Here is a 22,828-nt window from a genome sequence, read left to right on the forward strand (position 1 = left end):
CCCCGGTGAGGAACGAGAACTTCAAGAATGCGAGCACCGGTGCAGATGAAGCGGCCTCGGGGCAAGGGCGACAAGGCCGCGGAGCGGCCCGTGAACGCCGAGGGCGCGACCTCCGAGGCGCGCGCCGACACTCCTGAGGGCACCGCCACGGGGGCAGGCACCGCCACCGAGCGGCCGCTGCCCGACGCCGCCCCCGCGGGCGGCCGCAAGCGGGTGCGCAACCGCCTGGTCGTGGCCGTCGCCGTGGTCGCCGCCACCGTCGCGGGCGCGGGCGCCCCCGGCATCACCGCCTCCTCCGCGCAGCTCGCCGAGTCCCAGGAACTCGTCACGCTCGCCGAACTCACCAAGAGCGCGGTCACCCTGGCGCACGCCCTCGCCGACGAACGCGACAAGGTCACCACCCACATCGCCGCCGGCCGCCCCGACGACCCCGCCGCGCGCAGCGCCCTCACCGAGGGCCGCGGCGGCGTCGACCGCCGCATCAGGGAAGTCCGCGCCGAGGCACCCGCCGCACTCCGCAAGGACCTCGACGCCCTCGAAGCGGTCCGCCGCTCCGCCACCGAAGGCCGGGGCACCGCCCTCGACGCGCACGACGCCTACAGCGAGGCCATCGGCGAACTGCACGCCCTCGTCGAGGACCTGGCCGAGAAGATGCCGCCCCGGGCCGGCTCCGGCGCCCGCGCGCTCGCCGACCTCGACCGCGCCGTCGAGCAGGCCGGCGCCACCCGCGGCCTGCTGCTCGCCGCCCTCGCCACGCCCCGCGACCCGGCCGCCGGCATCGACCCGGTCACCGGCCGCCCGCAGACCGCCGCGAGTACCAACTCCCGCAACCGCAACGCCCTCGTGGCCGCCGCACAGCAGGCCCGGGTCAGCGAGCAGGCCGCCCGTACCGACTTCGAGCGCGCCGCACCCGACGCCGACCGGGCCAAGCTCGGCTCCACCGTCACCGGGCCGGACGTCGCCACCGCCGAGCGGTACCTGGCCCGGCTCACCGACCAGCCGACGCTCTCCGCCGCCGAACTCCGCTACGACCGGGGGCGGGTGGAGGCCGCGCTCTCCGCCCGTGTCGAGCAGCTGCGCAGCGTCGAGAACACCCTGGGCGCCGACCGCATCGAGAGCCTCTCCACGCTCCGCGACGACGACGTCACCGCGCTCGAAGTACGCATCGCCCTCGTCGGCGTCCTGCTGCTGCTCGCCGTCGGCATCGCCACCGGCGTCGCCCGTACGCTGACCCGCCCGCTCGCCGTCCTCCGGCTCGGCTCCGCCCGGCTCGCCGAGACCCCGGCCACGGACGAGCCGATCCGCTTCACCGGCCGCAACGACGAGTTCGCCGCCGTCGTCCGCTCCGTCAACACCCTGCACACGCACACCCAGCGCCTGCAGGAGCGGCTCACCTTCCTGGAGGGCGACCGCAAGCACCTCGTCGGGCAGCGCGAGAAGCTCGCCGACGAGCGCGAGGAGCTGCGCGAGCAGCTCGACGAGGCGGTGGCGGCGGCCGAGCGCGCGGGCAAGGACGGCGGCGGCACCGTCGTCCAGCTCGCCCTGCGCAACCTCACCCTCGTGGAGCGCCAACTCGGCGTCATCGAGAACCTGGAGGAGCGCGAGCAGGACCCCGACCGCCTCGGCACGCTCTTCAAGCTCGACCACTTCGCCACGGTCATGCGCCGCCACAGCGAGAACCTCCTGGTCCTCGCGGGCGCCGAGCACCGCGACAGCCACCCGGGACCGGTGCCGCTGGTCGACGTGGTGCGGGCCGCCGTCAGCGAGATCGACGCGTACGACCGGGTCCGGATCGCGTCCCTGCCGCCGCACACCCACCTCGCGGGCTCCACAGCCGACGACATCAGCCACCTGGTCGCCGAACTCCTGGAGAACGCCACGTCGTTCTCCCCGCCGGACGCCGCCGTCGAGGCCTCCGGCTGGCTCCTGGAGAGCGGCGACGTGATGCTCTCCGTACGCGACGAGGGCATCGGCCTGCCCGAGGAGCGCCTGCGCGAACTCAACGCCCGCCTCACGGAGTTCGACCCGCGGCAGCCGTACGAGCCGACGACCGCTGAGGTGGAGGCCGCCGGTTCCGAGGGGCTCGGGCTCGGGCTCTACGTCGTGGCCCGGCTCGCCGCCCGGCACGGACTGCGGGTCGAGCTGCGCGAGCAGAAGCAGGGCGGGCTCGCGGCGCTCGTGGTCCTGCCCACGTCGATCCTCGCCGCCGCCCCGGCCGGGGCCTCCCCGCAGCATGCGGCCGCGGTCACGGCGGTGCCGCGGGTGCATCTGCCCGGCGCCGAGGCCGAGGTCAACTCCAATGTCCTGGACCGGCGTTCGGCGGAGGAGCCGGGGGATCCGGACACGGCGGAGGAGCCCGTGGAGCAGGAGGCGGCGGACGACCCGTTCATCCGCGCCGCCGAGCGGGCCTTCGACGAGCTGGCGGCCGCGGCGGAGCCGGGGGCGGACACGGAGCCCGAGGCGGACGAGGAGTCGGAGGCCGAGGCTTCCGATGCCGTCGACTCCGAGCGGGACGTCGAGCGCGACGAGCGCGACGAGCGGGGCTCCGAGCGTGACGAAGAGCCCGAGCTGAACTCCGACTCCGACCGCGAGCCGGACCTCGCACCGGAGCCCGAGCAAAAGCTCGCCGCCGAGCCGGAGCCCGAGTTTGAGCACGCCCCCGAGGCCAAGCCGGGGCACGCCCCCAAGGCCAAGCCGGGATACGCCCCCGACTCCGAGCCGGGGCACGCGCTCGGCCCTGAGCCCGAGCTGAACTCCGACTCCGAGCGCGGGCTGGACCTCGCACCGGAGCCCGGGCAAAAGCTCGCCGCCGAGCCGGAGGCCGAGCTCGAGCACGCCCCCGAGGCCAAGCCGGAGCACGCCGCCGACTCCGAGCCGGGGCACGCGCTCGGCCCTGAGCCCGAGCTGGAGTCCGACTCCGACCGCGAGCTGGACCTCGCACCGGAGCCCGGGCAAAAGCTCGCCGCCGAGCCGAAGCCCGAGCTCGAGCACGCCCCCGAGGCCAAGCCGGAGCACGCCGCCGACCCCGATGACAACGTGGGGCGCACGCTCGACCTCGACCCGGCGTCTGAGCACGCCCCCGAGGCCAAGCCGGAGCACAAGCTCGGCCCCGAGCAGGGGCACACGCTCCCCGACCCCGACCCGGAGCACGCGCTCGACTCCGAGCAGGGGCGCACGCCCGACCCCGAGCAGGCGCTCGACCCCGAGCTGAAGCACGCGCTCGACCCCGAGCCGGAATCTGAGCCGGAGCACGCGCTCGACCCTGAGCAGGGGCGCACGCCCGACCCCGAGCAGGGGCGCACGCCCGACCCCGAGCCGGAGCACGCGTTCGACCCCGAGCCGAAGCACGCGCTCGACCCCGACCCGGAGCCCGCGCTCGACCCCGAGCCGGAACCCGAACCGAAGCACGCGCTCGACCCCCAGCCCGTCTCCGGACGCGCCCCCGAGCCCGCCTCCGAGGCCGAACTCGCCCCCGAGCCCGCCTCCGAGGCCGAACCCGCCCCCGAGCCCGCCTCCGAGGCCGTCCTCGACCCCGAGCCCGCCTCCGAGGCCGAACTCGCCTCCGCGGGCGAACCCGAACCCGACCCCGAGGCCGAACTCGCCTCCGCGGGCGAACCCGACCCCGAACCCGCCCCGGCCCCCCGTACGCTCGCCGACGCGCTCGGTGTCGACGGCCTCTCCCCGGAGGCCGAGGCCGACCGTGAACTCCTCGGCGTAGAGGCCGAGTCGGCCGACGGTGACCCCGCGCCCCTCCCCGCCCCCGCGAGTGACTCCGTGCTCGCGTCCGAGGCGGACGAGCGGCACGAGCGGGCCGCCGACGCCGAAACCGTCCCGCAGCAGGCCAGGCGCGAGGTGCGCGAGGCCCTGCCGCAGCGGGAGCGCACCACCGAGACGGGGCTGCCCGTGCGCACGCCCAAGGCCACCGGGCCCGCCCCCGAGCCCGTGGCCCGCCGCAGCGCCGTCGACCCGGAGGAGCTGCGCCGCAGGCTCGGCAGCTTCCACCGGGGAGCCAACTCCGGCCGCCGAGACGTACAGGCCGAACTCGCCGAGCGGACCACCCGGTCCGAAGCCGGTGACGACGTGACCCCCGGGGAGGTGCCCGACCGGGCGACCCGGACCGATCAGGGGGACCCAGCCGAGGAGGCCCGCAGTTGACCGCTCCCAGTACGTCCCGTGCGTACCGTCTCAGCAGCGAAGCCCAGAACCTGCACTGGCTGCTCGACAACCTGGTCCGGGAGGTCCCCGGACTGCTCTCCGTGGCCGTGGTCTCGTCCGACGGGCTGCTGCTGCTCTCCTCCGACCCGGAGGTGAACGCCGCGGCCCAGACGCCGCGGACCGCCGCCGGGCCGAAGGGGTCGAGCGCCGACCTCGCCACGATCGTCTCCGGCATCGGCAGCCTCACCATCGGGGCCGCGAAGCTGATGGACGGCGGCGGCATCAAGCAGACCGTGGTCGCCATGGACGAGGGCAGCCTCTTCGTCATGTCGATCAGTGACGGCTCGCTGCTCGGGGTGCACGCCGCGCCGGACTGCGACGTCAGCGTCGTCGCGTACCACATGGCCCTCTTCGTGGGCCGCGCCGGACACGTCCTGACCCCCGAACTCCGCAGCGAGCTGCGGCAGTCGATGGAGACCGGACGGTGACCGCCCCGGGCGCCGCCGCGCAGCTGCCGGTGCGCGGCCGGGGACGCAGGCCCGCGCGGGTCCGCCCGTACTCGCTCACCGGCGGCCGTACGCGCTTCGCGCACGTCCTGCTCGTCGAGACCTTCGTCGCCGCGAGCCAGGCGCCGGGGGCCGAGGAGCGGCCGGCCGTGGCGCCGCGCGGGCGGGGTGTGCCCGAGATGCGGGCGATCGTCGACGTGTGCCGCAGGATGCGCACCGTCGCCGAGGTCTCCGCGCTCCTGAAGATGCCGCTCGGCGTGGTCCGCGTCCTCCTCAGCGACCTGGCCGACCAGGGAAGGGTCCGGGTGTACGGCACCGGGCACGGCCCCGGACAGCCCGACCGCGCACTGCTCGAAAGGGTGCTGGGTGGACTCCGCCGCCTCTGACACGCTCACCGCAGCCGAGGAAGCCCCAGAAGCCGAAGCGGGCCTGCAGCCCTGGCAGTCCGACCTCAGCCGCGCACCCATCGCCACGAAGATCGTGGTCGCGGGCGGCTTCGGCGCGGGCAAGACCACCCTCGTCGGGACGGTCTCCGAGATCAGCCCGCTGCGCACCGAGTCCCTGATGACCGAGGCGAGCGCCGGCACCGGGGACGACGACCTGGGCCCGGTCCCGCAGAAGGCCACGACCACGGTCGCCATGGACTTCGGCCGGATCACGCTCGACGACGACCTCGTCCTGTACCTCTTCGGCACCCCCGGCCAGGCCCGGTTCTGGTTCATGTGGGACGACCTGGTGCGCGGCGCGGCCGGCGTGGTCGTGCTCGCCGACACCCGCCGCCTCGACGACTGCTTCCCGGCCCTGGACTACGTGGAGGGCTGCGGACTGCCGTACGTGGTGGCCGTCAACCACTTCGACGGCTCCGACCGGTTCGCGGCCGACGAGGTGCGCGAGGCGCTCGACGTGCCCACCCATGTGCCGGTCCTGGTCATGGACGCGCGCCGCCGGATCAGCGTCGTCGAGACGCTGCTCGCCCTCGTGCGGCACGCCTGCGACACCACCCCGGAGTAGCCGTACCGCTCGCGGCCCGGGAGGCCGCCGCCGCACAGGAGAGCGAGACCACCGCATGCGGAAGATACTCATCGCCGGAGCCGGCCAGTCCGGTCTCCAACTCGCCCTGGGACTCCAGGCGCAGGGCTACGAGGTCACCCTCATGTCCCACCGCACCGCCGACGAGATCCGGGCGGGCCGTGTCATGTCGACCCAGGCCCTCTTCCACACGGCCCTGCGGCACGAGCGGGACCTGAAGCTGAACTTCTGGGAGTCCCCGGCCCCGGACATCGAGGCGCTCGGCGTCACCGTCGCCGCCCCCGACAGCCACGACCCCGGACCCGCCCACCGTGCCGTCGACTGGCTCGGCCCGCTCGACGGCGCCGCGCAGTCCGTCGACCAGCGCGTGAAGATCGCGGGCTGGCTGGACACCTTCGCGCAGCGCGGCGGCCAGCTGGTCATCCACGGCGCCACCGTCGGCGACCTCGACTACTTCTCCCGCCTGTACGACCTGGTCCTGGTCGCCTCGGGCAAGGGCGAGCTCGTCGACCTCTTCGACCGCGACCCGGCCCGCTCCCCGTACACCAGGCCGCAGCGCTCCCTCGCCGCCTCGTACGTGCACGGCCTCGGCCCGCGTCCGGACGGGCCCGACACCGGGCAGGTCAGGCTCACGATGGTGCCGGGCGTCGGCGAGCTCATCGTCATGCCGACGCTGACCACCTCGGGCCGCGCCGACATCCTGTTCTGGGAGGGCGTGCCGGGCGGCCCGGTCGACGCGTTCCGCGGCGTCGCCGACCCGGCCGAGCACCTCGCCCTGACGCTGTCCCTGATGGAGCGCCACACGCCCTGGGAGTACGCGCGCGCCACCAAGGCCGAACTCACGGACAGCGGCGGCACGTTGGCGGGCCGCTACCCGCCCGTCGTACGCAACCCCGTCGCCATGCTGCCCTCCGGCGGCCTGGTCCTGGGCGTCGGCGACGCCGTGGTCACCAACGACCCGCTCACCGGCCAGGGCGCCAACTCGGCCGCCAAGTGCGCCGCCACGTATCTCGCCTCGATCCTGGAACACGGCGACAAGCCGTTCGACGAGGCCTGGATGCGCACGACGTTCGCCCGCTACTGGGAGCCCGTGGGCCGGCCCACCACGCGCTGGACCAACACGATGCTGGCCCCGCTGCCGGCCCACACGATCTCCCTCCTCGCCACGGCCGCGGACCACCCCGAAGTGGCCCACCGCATCGCCAACGGCTTCGACGACCCGTCGGACTTCGAGGACTACTTCTACGACCCGGAGGACACGGAACGGTACTTGGCGTCGCAGACCGGCTTTTAGGGGCGGGGCGGGGAGCAAGTCCGACGCTATCCCTCTCCGGGCCCCCTCACCGACCCGTATCCCAGATCCGACCCCTCCGTCGCACCTTCCGGCAGCCGGGGCGGGCGGTACTCGGACAAGGGGCGCCCACCCGGATCCGGGCGTACCGCTCCGAGCAGCGGGTTCGCCGCGATCGGGGAGACCTTGACGCGGGAGCCGGGGCGCGGGGCCTGCACGACCCTGCCCTCGCCCAGGTAGAGGGCGACATGCGTGGCCTCGGGGAAGTACACGACCAGATCGCCGGGCCGCAGCCGATGCAGCGGGACCCGCTCCAACTGCTCCCACTGCTCCTGCGAGGTGCGCGGGATGTCCCGGCCCGCGCGCTGCCAGGCCCGCGAGGTGAGCCCCGAGCAGTCGAAGGACTTCGGCCCCTCGGCGCCCCACACGTACGGCTTGCCGATCTGCTTCACCGCGTACCGGATCGCGGCGGCGCCCGCCTTCGAGGGGGCGCGGGTGCGTGCCGGTGCGCCGGGCGGGCCGCCGAGTGCGCCGGAGCCGAGGAAGTCGCGCTGGGCGTCGGCGGTGCCCCGCTCCTCCAGGCGGCGCAGCGCGTCCAGCTCGTCGGCGGTGAGGTCGGCGAGCATCTCCTCGACGTCCTTGAGGCGCCGCGTCACCTCGTCCCGGTCCTGCTTCTGCCGTACGGCCAGGGCGACTTGGGCGTCCAGGGCCTTCCGGGAGCGGGCGGCGAGCGCGTCGGCCTTCTTCTCCCGGTCGACGAGCCGCTCGACCGTCTCGACGCGTTCGGCCGCCAGGCGTCGCACCACGTGACCCTGGTCGAGGGCGCGGCGCGGGTCGCGGGCGAGCAGCAGCTTCAGATACGGGGACAGCTCGCTCTCGCCCTGGTACTGCCGGCGCGCGAGGCGGCCGGCGGCGGCGCGGCTGTCGTGCAGGGCGGTACGCGACTTCGTCAGCTCCGCGCCCAGCTTCTTCACCTCCGCGCGCTGCTTCTTGAGCTTCTCCGCGGTGGCGTTGTACGTCTCGGTGGCCTGCTCCGTCTTGCGGTACAGCTCCTGGAGGTCCGCGAGGAGCCCCGCGACGGAACCTTCCTCGGGGCCGGGTCCCGGGGCGGCCGTGGCCTGGGGCCCACTCACCAGGCCCGCCACCGCCGCCGCGGCGCAGACGGCCCTGCCGATGCACTTGGCTGACACACCATCACCTCCGCGGTGAGCATGCGGTGGTGGTGCTCGGTGCACCTGGCGGGTGGGGCTTGGTGGCGGTATCGGGTCACCCGTCCCGGGTGTGTCTTCCCCTCCCCGCCCCTTCCCGAAATCCTGCGGAGCTTCGGGGCTCCGCCCCAGACCCCGCTCCTCAAACGCCGGAGGGGCTGAAATTCAGCCCCTCCGGCGAACGTTCAGCCGCGCTTGGACCACGGCCACTTGAGCCCGCCGGAACCCCGCCCCTCCGGGTCGTACACGTACTTCCAGCCCCGCGGAACACCGAGCCGCCGGCTGAACCCCGCGGCCTCGCGCCGGTACACCAGCACCGTCGGGGGCCCACCCCCCGCCTCCGGCACCGGAACCTCGTACAGCTTCGGCGGCTGGCCGGTCGGACCGAGCAGGATGGGAAGGGTCCGGCCGTCCAGGGGGCCGCCCTCGAAGGGGATGTCCTCGCTTCTCACGCGACCAGTCTCACAGCAGGCGTGCCGCGTCGCTCACCACGGGCAGCACCCGCCCGGCCAGCGAGGCGGCGACACCGTCGGGCTCCTCCAGTTCCAGCGCGGCGCGCAGCACCTCCGCGGTCTGCGGATCGGAGGCGGCCGTGGCGGTCGTCACGGCGAGGAAGTGGTCGAGCAGCCAGTCCCGCAGCTCCTCCATCGGCGGCTGCTTGCCCTCGTCCAGCCAGATCAGGGAGGCGGCCTCGACGGCGGAGATCCAGGTACGCACCATCAGATGCAGCCGCGGCCCGGGCTCCGTGACCGGCAGATGGGCCAGGATCCGCGCGGCCGCGACCGCCCTGACCTCGTCCACGATGGCGCTCGTGCGCGACGTGGAGACGACACTGCCGCCCTGAAGCAGCGCGCTGAACCCGGTGTCGTGCTCGTTCACGAACGCGAGGTACCGGGTCAGGGCGCGGGCGAGCCGGGCGGTGAGCGGTCCGTGCGTGGGCTCGTCGAAGCACTGCTCCAGGGCGTCGGCGGCGGTGCGCAGGGCGGCCTCGTACAACTGCTGCTTGCCGCCCGGGAAGTACCGGTAGACCAGCGGCCTGGACACGCCCGCCGCCTCGGCGACGTCGTCCAGGGAGACCTCCTCCGGCGCGCTGTGCGCGAAGAGGGACAGCGCGGCGTCGAGGAGCTGGCTGCGCCGCTCCTCCACGCTGAGCCGTCGGTAGGCGGGGGTCGTTGCGCGCGGGGTGGCTGCCGGGGACATGCCCGCAGGGTATCCGCTCCGCTGGGTGGGCCCGCGAGTTGTTCTTGCCGTCGTCCTGCGCACTGTCGATCGCCCTGCGGGCTCGTCCTCAAACTCCCCCAGCCTTCGGCCGGGAGGTGCCCCAGACGGGCTGGATTTCACGCCAGCAGCCCCGAGCTTCGCCACAGCCTCCGCCCCACCCCCCGGAGTACGCCGATGTCGTCCAGGAAGTCCGTCAGCCGCCGCGCGCCCGTGCGCATCACCTCGCGGCGGTGGGCGCTGGCCCTGACCTGGGCGAGGGCCTCGCGCCGGTTCAGGCCGACGTTCTCGTACACCTGCGGGTTGACCAGCGCCAGCGAGAAGACGCGGGCCGCCTCGCCGGAGGAGATCCGGGTGAACTCCCGCTCCCACAGCGGTGCGGTGATCATCTGGCGGCGCAACTCCTCGCGGGCGTACCGCACATGACGCGCCTCCTCGACCACATGGATGCGGGTCACGCCGCGTACCAGGGGCTGGACGCGCTCGTCCGGGAAGGTCAGGCGCTGCATCCAGTCCAGGATCTCCTCGCCGAGCAGGGTCGCCGTGAACGAACCCGGGGTCGTGGAGACGGTCTTGAGGACGCGGGCCAGATTGTGCTGGAACCACGTGACCTGGTACATCGGCGCGCCACCCCGCTTGATCATGCGGGCGAACATCATGGAGTGCCGGCACTCGTCCGCGATCTCGGTGAGCGCGTACCGCACATGGCTGCTGCCGAGGGGCTTGTCGTAGATGTGCCGGACGAGCAGCTGCATCAGGATGATCTCGAACCAGACGCCGATCGAGGCGAGCGCGGCCGCCTCGTGCCGGGCCAGGTCCATCCGCTGCTCCTCCGGCATCCGGTGCCACAGCGGGGTGTCGTAGAGGGAGACCAGCTCCGGCGGCCAGAACCACTTGTCCGGCGCGAGCGGGGCGTCCCAGTCGAGTTCGGTGTCGGGGTCGTACGAGTGCTTGGCCGAGGACTCCAGGAGGCGTTCGGCCACCTGCTCGCGGCCCTTGAGCAGGCCGAGGGCGTCCCGCATCCGCCGCAGCGCGAGATCCTCGGCGGTTTCGGTGGTGGTCGTGGTCATCGCTTCCCTCCCTGGCCGGGTTGCCCTCCGGCTATGAGACTGCTTGTCAGTAAGGCAGTCAATCCCTCCCGCGCGACTTGTTGACCCCATGTCTCATACGTGTGAGCCTGCCAACGACCCTGTCCCGTACGGCAGTTCGCTAGGCGATGGAGGCGTAGGGGTGTCGACGCAGGAGCTCTACAGCAAGGACCCGGGCGAGCCGCTCTGGCAGGTCCCGGCGACCGGATCGGCCCGCTTCAGCTGGGAGGCCATGTTTGTCGGCCAGAAGAATGGCAACGGCCGCGAACGTCTCCTCGCCCTCTACCAGAAGGGCAAGGACAAGCAGTGGGACGGCGCCAAGCGGATCGACTGGGACCTGGAGGTCGACCCGCACAACCCGCTCGGCACCCCCGACGAGGCGCTCACGCTCTACGGCACCCGGCACTGGTCGAAGATGACCGACAAGGACAAGGGCGAGTTGCGCCGGCACTACGCGTCCTGGCAGTTCAGCCAGTTCCTGCACGGCGAGCAGGGCGCGATGGTGTGCGCGGCCCGCATCGTCGAGTCCGTGCCCGACCTGGACGCCAAGTTCTACTCGGCGACCCAGACGATGGACGAGGCCCGGCACGCGGAGATCTTCGGACGGTTCCTGCACGAGAAGGTCGGGATGCTCTACCCGATCAACGACAACCTGCAGTCGCTGCTCGGCGACACCCTGCGCGACTCCCGCTGGGACATGCCGTACCTCGGCATGCAGGTCCTCATCGAGGGACTGGCGCTCGCCGCGTTCGGCATGATCCGCGACACCACGGACAAGCCGCTGCCGAAGCAGATCCTGGCGTACGTGATGCAGGACGAGGCCCGGCACGTGGCGTTCGGGCGGATGGCGCTTCGCGACTACTACAAACAGCTCACCGAGGCCGAACTGCGCGAGCGCGAGGAGTTCGTCATCGAGGGCTGCTACCTGATGCGCGACCGGCTGCGCGGCGTGGAGGTCCTGGAGAACCTGGGCATCCCCAAGCAGGAGGCCGACGAGTACAGCGAGAACTCCGAATACCTCGCGCTCTTCCGCCAGTTGCTGTTCTCCCGCATCGTCCCGTGCGTACGCGACATCGGCCTGTGGGGCAAACGGCTGCAGGAGGCGTACGTCGACATGGGCGTCTTCGAGATGGGCAACGCCAACCTCGACCAACTGATGGCCCAGGACGAGGAGATCGCCGAGAAACTGGACGCGGAACGCTTCGCGGCGGAGGAGGCGGAACGGGTCGCGGAGGTGGAGGAGGCGATCGAGGCGGGGGCCTGACCGTCGGCGTCACGGCGCGGCCACGTACTGTGCCGGTCATGTCAACGCCGCAGCCACCACAGGCCGGGGGATACGGTCAGGCAGGCCCTTACGGTCAACAGCCGCCGCCCCCGCAGCACTACGCCCAGCCGTACCCGCAGCAGTACCCGCCGCACCAGCCCCCACCCGGCCCGTACGGCCAAGGCCCCTACCCGCCTCCGGGCCCCGGCGGCTGGGGCGGGCCGCCGCCGCCTCCGCCGCGGAAGAACGCCGCGGCCACGGTCTGGGGCGGGCTCGGCATCGCCTTCGCGATCGTCGTGGGCCTCGTGCTGTTCTCGATGTGGGGCAACCGGGACTCGGGCGGCTCGTCCACGAGTTCGGACTCCTTCCCGCCGGCCGAGTACAAGCTGACCCTCCCGAAGTCCCTGCTCGACGGTGAGTACGAGCTGGCCTCCGACCTCTCCCACAAGGGGCCGCAGGACGACGGCTCTTGGGACGAGTCGTACGCCAAGGACTTCACGCCCGTGGTCGGGCAGTACGCAGGTGCGGACGGTGCCGCCTCGGGCAAGGCGCTGATCGTCTCCGGCTCGTATGCGCGCATCAATGACCACGACCGCCTCCGCAGGAGCCTGATGGAGGGTGCGGCCGAGGGGGAGGGCGTGACGGTCGCCGTCCCCGCCGAGGACGTCGTGACCGACGGTGAGATCCTGCGCTGTCAGGTCCTCACGACGGACCAGGCCGGGACCACGACCGCCATGCCCACCTGCGCCTGGGCGGACGACAACACAGGCGCCGTCGTCGGTATCGTCGACCCGGCCACCGCCACCCAGGACCCCGAGTCGATCGACCTGAAGGAGGCGGCCGCCACCACCCTGAAGATCCGCGAGGAGATGCGCGAACCTCTCAACTGACCTGTTGGGAAGCCGCGTTCTCCGAGGTCTCAGGCGGGAACGCCGTACGCAGAGTGAACGCGTACGGCGTAGGCCCCTCCGCGCGGAGGCGGAGCAGTCGCTCCTCCGCCTCCGCGACCGTCGGACGGTGGCCCGCCGGGACCCACCACAGGGTCGTCATCGCCTCGGCGACCCGCTCGAACCACTCGAAGCGCCGGGAGAGCAGTTCGCGGTGCTGCCCCTGGTACATGAAGGCCGTGAGCGCGTTCGTGTCCCGCCACACCGACATGTTCACGATCAGCCAGGAGTCCCCGAACACCGGCACGTCCGTCGCGTTGCCCGACTCGCTCCGCAGCCGCCACACGAACCCGTCCGCCGCGTCCGCGACCGCGTTCACCGGGTCGAGCGCGTCTACGAAGTCCTTCAACTCCGGTGCGTCCAGCGGGTACTTGAGACGGGCGATGTTGACCTGGGCGAGTTCGTACGCGGTCTCGGGTGCGAAGGAATCCTTGGGCATGGGCGCACCTTAGGCACGACGGGCGGGCGCGCCCAGACCCGTCTCACAACGCGAGCGCCGCCTTCATCACGGCCCGCGCGATCGGTGCCGCGCTGCCGCCGCCGCTGATGTCGTCCCGGTCCGCCGCCGCCTCCTCCACGACCACCGCGACCGCGACCCCGGGCTGCGGCTCGCCCTCGGCCTGGGCCCAGGAGATGAACCAGGCGTACGGCAGGCCCGCATTGCCGATGCCGTGCTGGGCGGTGCCGGTCTTCCCGCCGACCGTGGCCCCCTTGATCGCCGCGTTCGACCCGGTGCCCTCCTCGACCACGCCCACCATCAGCTCGCGAAGGAGCGAGGCCGTGCCCGGGTTGAAGGTCTGGCGCAGCGAGGTGGGGTGCGTGCTGGACAGGACGCGGCCATGGGCGTCGGTCGTACGGTCCACCAGGTGCGGCGCCTTGAGGTCCCCGTTGTTGGCCACCGCCCCGGCCACCATCGCCATCTGCAGCGGCGTCGCCGTCGTGTCGTACTGCCCGATCGCGGAGAGCGCGACGCTCGACGGCTCCATCTCCCGGTTGACGTTGCTCTTCGCGACCCGCGCCGGGATCCGCAGGTCGGCGTCGTTGAAGCCGAACCGCTCGGCCGTCCCGACCAGGCCGTCCAGGCCGACCCGCGCGCCCAGGTTGGCGAAGACCGTGTTGCAGGACCACTCGAAGGCATGGCGGAGCGAGGCGTTCTTGCAGCCCTCGACCTCGTTGGTCAGCTTCGTGGACGTGCCGGGCAGCGTGTACGGGTCGGGGGAGCGGGTCTTCGCGTCCAGGTCCGTGACGACGCCCGCGTCCAGGGCGGCCGCCGCGGTCACCACCTTGAACGCCGAACCGGGCGGATAGGTCTGCCGGATGGCCCGGTTGAGCATCGGCCTGCTCGCCGCGTTGTTCAGGGTCGTCCAGTGCCGCGCCTCCGAGACCCCGTTCCCCGACAGCAGTTCCGGGTCGTACGAGGGGGTGGAGACCAGGGCGAGGATCCGCCCGGTCGTCGGGTCGAGCGCCGCCACCGCGCCCTGCTGGTCGCCGAGCGCGGAGTAGGCGGCCTTCTGTACGGACGGCGCGATCGTGGTGTGCACGGCCCCGCCCGCGCGCCGCGCCCGTGTCACGTCGTCCACGATCGGGAACGGCGCGAGCTGCGGATCGGTGCCGGAGAGCAGCGGGTCGGCGGCGCCCTCCAGGAGGGTCGTGCCGTAGGTCTGCGAGGCATACCCGGTCACCGGCGCGTACAACGGGCCGTTCTTGTAGGTCCGTTCGTACCGCAGCTGCTCGCCCGTGTCGACGGAGCCGGTGATCGGCCGCCCGTCCACGTAGATGTCGCCGCGCTCCTGGCCGTAGCGGGCGATGGTCTGGCGGCGGTTGGCCGGGTTGGCGTCGTACGACTCGGCCTCGAAGACCTGGATGCGGGTGGCGTTCAGGGCCAGGGCGAGCATCAGGAGCATGCAGAAGGCGGCGGCGCGGCGGATGTGACGGGTCAAGCCTCGGTCCTCTCCGGGCAGTTGTTAGTCCTCTTCGGGCAGTTGTCAGTCCTCTTCGGACAGGAAGTCGTACGCGTCCGGCGGCTGCGAGCGGGCGTAGGAGCTGACCCGGACGAGCAGCGCGACGATGATCCAGTTGGTGACGACCGACGAGCCGCCCTGGGCGAGGAACGGCATCGCCATACCGGTGAGCGGGATGAGCCCGGTGACCCCGCCCGCGATCACGAAGACCTGCAGCGCCAGGATCGAGGCGAGCCCGATCGCGAGCAGCCGCCCGAACGGGTCGCGCAGGGCGAGCCCGGCCTTGCAGCCCCGGGCGACGAGCATCGCGTAGAGCAGGAAGATCGCGCAGAGTCCGGTCAGGCCGAGCTCCTCGCCCGCGGTGGCCAGGATGAAGTCGGACTTCGCGGCGAAGCCGATCAGGGTGGAGTGGCCCTGGCCGAGCCCCGTGCCGAGCAGCCCCCCGGCCGCGAACGCGAAGAGGGACTGGGCGAGTTGGGTCGGCCCGCGGCCCTCCTCGATGGTGGCGAAGGGGTGCAGCCAGTCCTGGACCCGGCTGTGCACATGCGGTTCGAGCGAGCCGACAGCGAACGCCCCGACGCAGGCGAGCAGCAGCCCCACCGCGATCCACCCGGTGCGCCCGGTGGCCACGTAGAGCAGCACCACGAAGATCCCGAAGAACAGCAGCGAGGTGCCGAGATCCCGCTCCAGGACCAGGACGCCCACGCTGAGCAGCCAGATCGCCACGATCGGCCCGAGCACGCGCCCGGTCGGGAACTGCAGCTTCCACACCCGCCGTCCGGCGTACGCGAGCGCCGTGCGGTTGGCCGCCAGGTACGCCGCGAAGAACACCGCGAGCAGGATCTTCGCGAACTCGGCGGGCTGCAGCGAGAATCCGGCGATCCGCACCCAGATCCGGGCGCCGTTGACGGCCGGGAAGAACACCGGCGAGACGAGCAGCGCGAGCGCGGCGGCGACGAACAGATACGCGTACCGCTGCAGCACCCGGTGGTCCCGCAGGACCAGGACGACCACGATGAACAGGGCCACCCCGGCCGTGGACCAGGTGAGTTGGGCGAGCGCGGCCGGGTCGTCGGGGGTCTCCTGGTCGAGCCGGTAGATGAGGACCAGGCCGAGCCCGTTGAGCAGCACCGCGATCGGAAGGAGCAGCGGATCGGCGTACGGGGCGCGCCACCGCACCGCCAGGTGGGCGAGCAGGGCCAGCGCGCCGAGCCCGCAGCCGTAGTCGGTGACGTTGCCCGGAACAGTCCCGTACCGCGCGAGCCCGACGTTCAGATAGCCGAGCACACACAGGCCCACCGCGAGGACGAGCAGGGCGAGTTCGGTGCCACGGCGCCGGTGGACCGGAACCACCGGAACGGATGTTTCCGTCCTGTCTGTCACATCAACGGTTCTTCCGGTCATGTCGGGCAACGTAGCCCGAAGTCCCGCCGGACGGGCCCCCTCAAACGCCGGAGGGCCGCAAAATTACTCAGCCGCCCCGCACCCCGGTTCCTCCGGAACGTACGGCAGCGTCAACGTGGCCACCGCCCCGCCCTCCGCCGCGTTGCCGAACTCCAGCCGCGCCCCCAGAACCCGCGCCTGCCCGAGCGCGATGGTCAGGCCGAGGCCGTGGCCGTGCGCGCCGCCCTCCGTGCGGAACCGCTGCGGGCCGTGCTCCACCAGATACGCCGGGAAGCCGTCGCCGTGGTCGCGGACCGAGAGGACCGGGCCGTCGACGGTGAGCAGCACCGGCGTACGACCGTGCTTGTGGGCGTTGGCGACGAGGTTGCCGAGCACCCGCTCCAGGCGCCGCCGGTCGGTCTCCACGCACACCTCCCGCACGATCCGCACCTCGGTGTCCGTGCCCGTGGCCCGTACCGCGCGCTCGGCGAGCGGGCCGAGCGGATGGCAGTCGAGGTCGACCTGCTCGCGCCGGGCGTCGAGCCGGGAGATCTCCAGGAGGTCCTCGGTGAGCACCCGCATCGTCTGCACCCGGTCCCGTACGAGCTCCGCCGGGCGCCCCGGAGGCAGGAGTTCGGCGGCCGCGTGCAGGCCGGTCAGCGGGGTGCGCAGCTCGTGCGCCACATCGGCGGTGAACCGCTGCTCGCTCTCCAGCTTGGCCTGCAGCGTCGCGGCCATGGTGTCGAGTGCCCCGGCCACGGTCGCCACCTCGTCCTGGGCGCGCGAGGGGTCCTTCGTCCGCGGGTCGCCGACGCGGGCGTCCAGGTCACCGGCGCCGATCCGGCGGGCCACGGTCGCCGTCTGGTGCAGCCGCCGCGTCACCCGGGTCACCGCGAACGCCCCGACGAGCAGCGTCGCGCCGATGGCGAGCACGGCCGACCCGGCGATGGCCCGGTCCAGGCCGTCGATGGTCCGGGCGCCCTGGCTGTAGTCGATCTCGGCGGCGATGGCCCGGCCGCCGTCGGCGGGGCCCGCGGCCCACATGGTCGGACGGCCGTGGTGGTCGGCGACGAGCGTGCCGCGCCGGCCCTCGGCGGCCAGCGCGCGCAGCGACGCGGGCAGGCCCGGAGGGTCGAGGCCCGCGCCCGGCGGGAGCCGGTCCCCGGCTTCGTACAGGCGGGTGACGTCGCCGAGTTTCGTGAGCGCCTTCTCGCGGGCGTTGTCGACGGTCTGCCGGGTGACCGCGACATGCACGAGCACGCCGAGCAGGGTGGCGAGCGCACAGCACATCACCGTGATGAACAGTGCGGCCTTCCAGGTGAGCGTCGCCGTCCAGGCGGGCGGGCGCAGCCTCACGGCCGGTCCGCCGCACCGGAGGGCGTGGCCGAGCCGGAGGGGGGCTCGTCGGGCTGCGGGCTGCCGTCGCGGCCGACGCGGACGATCTCGATCCGGGCGGGCAGCATGGCGCGCTGCCGCGCGTCCCAGGACCAGGCGTAGCGGAACTCGTAGCCTGGGCTCTGCGCGGGCTCGTAGACGATCAGGTCACGGCCGGCCAGTTCGACGCGGGTGACCTCCTCGGCGGTCGACACGATCCGGATGAGCCGGCCCTGGTCGAGGCTGTACACGCGGATGCCGAGGGCGCCCTGGGAGAACCGGATGCCGACGATCAGCTCGTCCTTGCCGCTGCCGGTCAGGTCCCGGTAGTACGCCTGCAGCACCGGGCAGCCGCCTACCGCCTGGTCGGGCTTCTTGTCCGCGGGGCAGCGACCGATGGCCGCTGCGGTGTCGGCGGGCATCCCGTCGGGCCCGCTGTCCGTGCGCGGGTGCGCGGCCAGGTCGGCCCTGACGACGGCCAGCGGGTCGACCTTGCGCAGATCGCGGCCGGGTACGTCGATGCCCTCCACGACCTCGACCACGGCCTCGCCGTCGTCCGGGTACTCGCTCTTCGTGGGCGGCAGTTGGGGCCAGAGCCGGGCCGGGCCGACCGCCTGTGGCGTGGGGCCCGCGCTCTCCAGGCTGCCCGCGCTGCCACAGCCCGCGAGCAGCAGTCCGAGGGCGGGGAGCAGCAGGACGGCGTGGCCACGCCCCCGGCGGCTTCGGAACACGGCACTCCAGACTGCTGCTGCGGATTCCGTTACGGGACGAGGTCGGCGGAGACGATGACGTTGTCCGTACGGTGGCCGTCCTTGATCTGACCGCCACAGGTCAGAATACGAAGTTCGGCGGGCTTCTTCGCTTCGGTGTACGTCTCGTCCGGCACCTTGCCCTTGTTCAGCTGCTTGATCTCGTACACCTTGAACCGGGCCGTCGAGCCGTCCTCGCGCGGCACCTCGACCATGTCGCCGACCTTGAGCCGCCCCACGTCCTTCATCAGGGCGGGTCCGTTCGCGGTGTCGTAGTGCGCGACGACGATCGCGACGCCCTTCTCGCCGGGCGCGGGGCCGTCCGCCCACCAGCCGGGCTCGTTCGCGCGGTCGACGGGCGGCACACCGAGTTCTCGGGTCTTCGGGTCCACCGCCAGGTCGAGCATCGACTTCGCGTCGACGCCGATCGCGGGGATGCGCAGGCCCGTCGGCACCGAGCGCTCCAGCGGCTGCGCCGCGTTCGCGGCCTGCGCGGTGGCGGTGCTCCGCACGGTCAGGTCGGGGGCCGGGCTGCCGGAGGCCGTGCCGCAGGCGGCGAGACCACCGCCCACGGCGAGTACGAGCGCGGACGCGGCGGCGTACCGGGCACGGCGGGAGGCGACGGGTGTGCTCATGAGGACTCCGGGAGGGGAGGGGGACGGGAGGGGGCGAGGGGAGGTCAGCCGTCGGTGCGGCCGCGCCGCGACAGCGCGAAGCCGAGCCCGGCGGCACCGGCGGCCGCCACACCGCCACCGGCGGCGACGAGCGCCGGGTGACGGGCGGGCGCGGCGTCATCGGGGTCGGGGTCCGCCGCCGCCGTGGACGTCGCAGCGGCCGACGTCGCCGCGGCGGACTCCTGCGCACCGGAGTCCGCGATCGCGGCCGCGGCCGGCAGCAGCAGGGCACCGCTCACGGCGGCGGTCACGGCGACGGTACGGACGAGGGCGCGGCGACGGCTGCGCACCGCGTGCACCACGGGCACGACGGGCACCACGGGCACGACGGGCGCTCCTGGCTCTACGGGCACGAGGGACCCCTTCCGGCTCGGACTTGCAGGTCAGGCCGCCGGATCGCGGCGACTGCAATCAAGCTAGGTGTCCGCTATTGCGGCGATTCGGCGGCTTTGTAACAGCGGGCCGTAGCTGTGCAGGCGGTGCGGTTACCGCGGTTACCGCGGTACGGGCCGGGCTCCGCGCGCGGCCCAGGGCGCCGCATCGCGCTCGTCCCAGGGCGCCGCCCCCCAACTTCCCCTCTTCACCGGCCCGTTGTTGCCCGCCCGCCCCGCAGCTGTTCCCATGGTCATTGGGGGTGAGGCGACATGTCCGCACTGCGCGTCGTGCCGGCCCGGCGGCACGGCAGGGAGCTCTACCACGTGCTGCTGCCGGACGGCAGGAACGTCGCCAGCTACGAGCGCGGGACGGGCCGGGTCAGCCTGCTGCGGGAGGAGCACCGGCAGAGCGTCCTGGACGCGCTCGCGCCCTTCCTCACCGGCCCCGTCACGGTCGGCCCGCCGCCCCTGCCCACCGCCGCCGAGCTGGCCGGTCTCGCCCTGCTCCCGGACGACGACCTCGCCCCGAACCGCCCCGGCGAGGCCCTCCTCGTCGACCTCGACCGGGCGCCGGGCCCGCCCCGCCGGCTCCGCGCCGACCCGCGCCGCCCGGCACTCGCCGCCGAGCAGGCCGTGGGCGACGCCCTGGACCGGCTCGACGGCGCGGGCTGGCGCGCCCTGCACTCCGTACCCCTGCCGGGCGGCGCCCGCCTGCACCACCTGCTGATCGGGCCCGGCGGCGTGTACTGCCTGCGCAGCCTGTACGCCCGCAAGCGCCGGGTGCGGATCGAGGCGCCGTACGTCGCGGTGGGCCGGGCGGAACCGGAGCCACTCCTTCGGGGTCTCGCGTACGACGCGGAGCGGGCGTCTCTCGCGCTGACGGTCGAGGTGCGCCCGGTCCTGGCCGTGGTCGAGGCCGCCCGGATCGAGCGGGCCCGTCCCTCCCGCGAGGTCCGCGTCGTACCGTCGGCCGAGCTCGCCTCCCTGGCGGCGAGCGGCGGCCTCCTCAAGCCCGCCGATATCGACGCCCTGTACGCCCAGGCCCGCGACCGGCACACCTGGTCGCGGGTCTGAGCGGCGGACGGGTCGGGGCTGTACGGGTCGGGCTAGAGGTTGTCGCCCCAGCCGCCCTGCAGCATCGTCTGGAACGCCCACTTCCCGTCGCGCCTGATCAGGATGTCGGCGTACCTGAGCTGCTGCGTCCGCCCCTCCGCCGTCATGGTCGAGTCGGTGAACACCACGGCCATGGCGCCGGACAGGAACACCGGTGTCCGGACGGACTCGAACGTGATGTCCTCGCCGCCTTCGCCCATGACGTGGGTCATGGTCTCCACGAACTGCTTGCGGTCCCACTGCGCCGACCGGCCGTCGCCCGCGGAGTTGTCGCTCACCAGGTTGAGCGGGAACACCGCCAGGTCGGCCATGCGCTCGATGTCCCGCCGCGCGCTCGCTGCGTCGTACTCGGCGAACCAGGCGTCCAGGCTCGCCCGCTCCTCGGCGGTGGGGGTGTATCCGGTGTCGGGCAGAACGGTCATGCAGGCTCCTCCGGCAGGTTCGGCTCAGCGATCGGACTGATTGGTCAAGCTTGACTACTTGAGGAAAGGTATGCCGCGTACGGGCATTAGTCAAACTTGATTAATGGTGATCCGGCTCACGCTCGCAGGGTCCGGCTCACAGAGGTCCGGCTCACAGGGGTCCGGCTCGCAGGGGTCCGGCTCGCAGGGGTCCGGCTCGCAGGGGTCGGCGATCACTCCGCCCCACCGCCCCGGAACCGCACCACCGCCGCCGTCCGGTGCCGCGTCGCCTGCTGCCGGACCTCGACTGTGAGCTCCGCCGGCACGGTCCGGTACGTGATGTCGCCGAACCCGATCGCGTTCATCCCGGCCTCCCCGTCCGACGCGGGCAGCAACTCGGCGGCCCGCGCCCGGACCGCCGGGGCCAGTGGGCTTGAGAGCAGCGGGTCGTCGTCCCCCGGCAGCACCAGGACCAGCGCCTGCGGCCGGGCCCGGCTGCCGGTGAAGCCGACGACGACCGCGTCCCGGGTGTCGCTGTGCCGCAGCTTCAGCCAGGCCCGGCGCCCGCTCGGGTACGTCTGGTCGAGCCGCTTGATCACCAGGCCCTCGACGCCGGTCGCGCGCAGCGACTCGTACCAGACGGCCGCGAGCTCCGGATCCGTCGTCATCGGCACCGGCTGCAGCGGCGGCCCGAGCGGCGCAAGCAGCGCGACGAGCCGCTCACGCCGCTCGCCGTACGCCCGCCCGCGCAGGTCCGCGCCCGCCTCGGCGAGCAGGTCGAACGCGGCGTACGAGGCGGGCAGCGTGCGCGCGAGCTCCGGCGCGCGCCCCGGCGTGGCCGCCGCCCGCCGCTGCACGGCCGCGAAGTCGATCCGCCCCTGGGTCCACACCACCACTTCGCCGTCGACCACCGTCCCCTGCGGCAGCGCCCGCGCCGCCTCGGCCAGGTCGGGGAAGGCCGCCGTCACCGTCCGCCCGGACCGCGCCTGCAGCAGCACCTCGCGCGGGCCCGCGCCCCGGAAGAGCACGAGCCGGTGCCCGTCGAACTTCGGCTCGTACGCCCACGGCCCCTCCGTCGGCAGCTCCGCCACGGACTCCGCGAGCGCGACCCGGACCGGCGGCAGCGGCGGCTGTGCGGGAGGCGGCGTCACCGGAAGCCCCGGGGCAGCTTCCGGGCCCGGTTGAGGTTGATCAGCGGGCCGAGCAGATCCCCGTACTCGGCGAGCCGGGGCGCGATGTCCGTGGCGAGGAAGGACAGCTCGCCCGGCTCCTCGCAGCCCTCGATCTCGTCCCAGGTCACGGGCGCGGACACGGTCGGCTCGGCGCGGGCCCGCAGGGTGTACGGGGTCGCGGTGGTCTTGGCGGCCGCGTTCTGGCTGAAGTCGACGAAGACCTTGCCGGGCCTCAGGCTCCGCGTCATCCGGTGCAGCGCGAGCCCCGGCAGCTCCCGTTCGGCCTCGACGGCCAGCTGTTTCGCGTACGCGGTGACCTTCTCGGACGGTGTCGGCTCGATCGGCACGAGCACGTGCAGGCCCTTCGAGCCGGAGGTCTTCGCGTAGACGTGCAGCCCGTCCGCCTCCAGGCGCTCGCGCAGCCAGAGCGCGACCGCGCAGCACTCCACGATCGTCGCGGGCGCGCCCGGGTCCAGGTCGAACACCATCCGGTCGGCCGTCCCGGGGGAGTCGGCCTGCCACTGCGGGGTGTGGAACTCGGTCACCAGATTGGCCGCCCAGATCAGGCTCGCCATGTCCTGGACGAGCACGAAGGTCGCGGTGCCCTCCTCGCTGCGGCGCGGGATGTCGGCGGTACGCACCCAGCTGGGCGTACCGGGCGGCACGTTCTTCGTGAAGAACCGCTGGCCGTCCGGCCCGTCCGGGAAGCGCAGGAAGGAGACGGGGCGGTTGTACAGGTGCGCGAGCAGGGCTCCGGCGCAGGTCGCGTAGTAGTGGACGGCCTCGCCCTTGGTGAACCCGGCGGACGGATACAGCACCTTGTCCAGATTGGTGAGCGCCAGGCGCCGCCCCTCCACCTCTGTGATCGGCGTCATACGATGAGGATGACCTGAACGGACATAACGGGCGAATCGCTCGCGT

The 22,828-nt window shown here is 73.2% G+C and carries 22 protein-coding genes; 8 read left to right on the plus strand and 14 right to left on the minus strand.

The genetic code is table 11. The features are described from left to right. Positions 1-27: 27 nt before the first annotated feature. The 5 genes from QIT00_RS38710 to QIT00_RS00980 are packed head-to-tail and all read left to right on the plus strand — an operon-like array spanning position 28 to position 6,984. A complete protein-coding gene (locus QIT00_RS38710) occupies positions 28-4,155 on the plus strand; it encodes a nitrate- and nitrite sensing domain-containing protein (protein ID WP_349017151.1) in 4,128 nt (1,375 codons plus the stop codon). Continuing rightward, on the plus strand, positions 4,152-4,643 hold the full coding sequence (locus tag QIT00_RS00965) for a roadblock/LC7 domain-containing protein (protein WP_282533063.1): 492 nt from the start codon (positions 4,152-4,154) through the stop codon (positions 4,641-4,643). Before QIT00_RS38710 ends, QIT00_RS00965 begins: the two co-directional genes overlap by 4 nt. Beyond that, positions 4,640-5,047: a DUF742 domain-containing protein gene (locus tag QIT00_RS00970; RefSeq protein ID WP_282533064.1), complete on the plus strand. Its 408-nt coding sequence runs from the start codon at positions 4,640-4,642 to the stop codon at positions 5,045-5,047. The genes QIT00_RS00965 and QIT00_RS00970 overlap by 4 nt, the downstream gene beginning before the upstream one ends. Further along, positions 5,028-5,672 carry a GTP-binding protein gene (locus tag QIT00_RS00975; RefSeq protein WP_408909684.1) on the plus strand — a complete coding sequence of 215 codons (645 nt, stop codon included), beginning with the start codon at positions 5,028-5,030 and terminating at the stop codon, positions 5,670-5,672. Before QIT00_RS00970 ends, QIT00_RS00975 begins: the two co-directional genes overlap by 20 nt. Before the next feature lie 55 nt (positions 5,673-5,727). Beyond that, positions 5,728-6,984, plus strand: coding sequence for a styrene monooxygenase/indole monooxygenase family protein (locus tag QIT00_RS00980; protein ID WP_282533065.1), 1,257 nt, complete (start codon positions 5,728-5,730; stop codon positions 6,982-6,984). Between the two features lie 26 nt (positions 6,985-7,010). On the opposite strand, the gene QIT00_RS00985 is transcribed toward QIT00_RS00980, so the two are convergent. From QIT00_RS00985 to QIT00_RS01000, 4 genes are all read right to left on the minus strand, one after another. Continuing rightward, the gene (locus QIT00_RS00985) at positions 7,011-8,171 is read right to left on the minus strand and encodes a C40 family peptidase (RefSeq protein ID WP_282533066.1); all 1,161 of its coding nucleotides are present in this window, start codon (positions 8,169-8,171) and stop codon (positions 7,011-7,013) included. A 203-nt stretch (positions 8,172-8,374) separates the two neighbouring features. Further along, on the minus strand, positions 8,375-8,641 hold the full coding sequence (locus tag QIT00_RS00990; protein ID WP_282533067.1) for a hypothetical protein: 267 nt from the start codon (positions 8,639-8,641) through the stop codon (positions 8,375-8,377). Between the two features lie 10 nt (positions 8,642-8,651). Beyond that, on the minus strand, positions 8,652-9,389 hold the full coding sequence (locus tag QIT00_RS00995; RefSeq protein ID WP_282533068.1) for a TetR/AcrR family transcriptional regulator: 738 nt from the start codon (positions 9,387-9,389) through the stop codon (positions 8,652-8,654). 137 nt (positions 9,390-9,526) lie between these two features. Beyond that, complete coding sequence (locus tag QIT00_RS01000; protein ID WP_282533069.1) at positions 9,527-10,477, minus strand: AurF N-oxygenase family protein; 951 nt, start codon at positions 10,475-10,477, stop codon at positions 9,527-9,529. A 160-nt stretch (positions 10,478-10,637) separates the two neighbouring features. Between QIT00_RS01000 and QIT00_RS01005 the strand changes: the two genes are divergently transcribed. Beyond that, entirely contained in the window at positions 10,638-11,759 is a 1,122-nt protein-coding gene (locus QIT00_RS01005) for a ferritin-like domain-containing protein (RefSeq protein ID WP_282533070.1), read from the plus strand. 38 nt (positions 11,760-11,797) lie between these two features. Next, a complete protein-coding gene (locus QIT00_RS01010) occupies positions 11,798-12,649 on the plus strand; it encodes a hypothetical protein (protein ID WP_282533071.1) in 852 nt (283 codons plus the stop codon). Here the strand turns inward: QIT00_RS01010 and QIT00_RS01015 are convergent. The 7 genes from QIT00_RS01015 to QIT00_RS01045 all read right to left on the minus strand — a co-directional run bounded on the left by QIT00_RS01015 (position 12,642) and on the right by QIT00_RS01045 (position 19,173). Beyond that, on the minus strand, positions 12,642-13,145 hold the full coding sequence (locus QIT00_RS01015; RefSeq protein ID WP_282533072.1) for a DUF3291 domain-containing protein: 504 nt from the start codon (positions 13,143-13,145) through the stop codon (positions 12,642-12,644). The genes QIT00_RS01010 and QIT00_RS01015 overlap by 8 nt on opposite strands. Before the next feature lie 43 nt (positions 13,146-13,188). Next, on the minus strand, positions 13,189-14,646 hold the full coding sequence (locus tag QIT00_RS01020) for a peptidoglycan D,D-transpeptidase FtsI family protein (protein ID WP_282533073.1): 1,458 nt from the start codon (positions 14,644-14,646) through the stop codon (positions 13,189-13,191). 45 nt (positions 14,647-14,691) lie between these two features. Continuing rightward, complete coding sequence (locus QIT00_RS01025; protein WP_282533074.1) at positions 14,692-16,071, minus strand: FtsW/RodA/SpoVE family cell cycle protein; 1,380 nt, start codon at positions 16,069-16,071, stop codon at positions 14,692-14,694. Between the two features lie 63 nt (positions 16,072-16,134). Then, entirely contained in the window at positions 16,135-17,406 is a 1,272-nt protein-coding gene (locus tag QIT00_RS01030; RefSeq protein WP_282533075.1) for a sensor histidine kinase, read from the minus strand. After that, positions 17,403-18,155 (minus strand): hypothetical protein, encoded by a 753-nt coding sequence (locus QIT00_RS01035; protein ID WP_282533076.1) that lies wholly within the window; start codon positions 18,153-18,155, stop codon positions 17,403-17,405. Before QIT00_RS01035 ends, QIT00_RS01030 begins: the two co-directional genes overlap by 4 nt. 29 nt (positions 18,156-18,184) lie before the next feature. After that, positions 18,185-18,808: a sortase domain-containing protein gene (locus QIT00_RS01040; protein ID WP_282533077.1), complete on the minus strand. Its 624-nt coding sequence runs from the start codon at positions 18,806-18,808 to the stop codon at positions 18,185-18,187. 44 nt (positions 18,809-18,852) lie between these two features. Beyond that, positions 18,853-19,173, minus strand: coding sequence for a hypothetical protein (locus QIT00_RS01045; RefSeq protein ID WP_282533078.1), 321 nt, complete (start codon positions 19,171-19,173; stop codon positions 18,853-18,855). Between the two features lie 318 nt (positions 19,174-19,491). Here QIT00_RS01045 and QIT00_RS01050 point away from each other — a divergent pair, with 318 nt between their 5' ends. Continuing rightward, a complete protein-coding gene (locus QIT00_RS01050; protein ID WP_282533079.1) occupies positions 19,492-20,295 on the plus strand; it encodes a nuclease-related domain-containing protein in 804 nt (267 codons plus the stop codon). Between the two features lie 32 nt (positions 20,296-20,327). On the opposite strand, the gene QIT00_RS01055 is transcribed toward QIT00_RS01050, so the two are convergent. The 3 genes from QIT00_RS01055 to ligD form a co-directional block, all read right to left on the minus strand. Continuing rightward, complete coding sequence (locus QIT00_RS01055; protein ID WP_282533080.1) at positions 20,328-20,756, minus strand: DUF4440 domain-containing protein; 429 nt, start codon at positions 20,754-20,756, stop codon at positions 20,328-20,330. Positions 20,757-20,968: 212 nt separating this feature from the next. Further along, positions 20,969-21,886, minus strand: coding sequence for an ATP-dependent DNA ligase (locus tag QIT00_RS01060; protein ID WP_282533081.1), 918 nt, complete (start codon positions 21,884-21,886; stop codon positions 20,969-20,971). Continuing rightward, a complete protein-coding gene (gene ligD, locus QIT00_RS01065; RefSeq protein ID WP_282533082.1) occupies positions 21,883-22,782 on the minus strand; it encodes a non-homologous end-joining DNA ligase in 900 nt (299 codons plus the stop codon). Before ligD ends, QIT00_RS01060 begins: the two co-directional genes overlap by 4 nt. Between the last annotated feature and the right edge of the window lie 46 nt (positions 22,783-22,828).

It is taken from the genome of Streptomyces luteolus (assembly GCF_029968015.1).
GTDB lineage: Bacteria > Actinomycetota > Actinomycetes > Streptomycetales > Streptomycetaceae > Streptomyces > Streptomyces luteolus.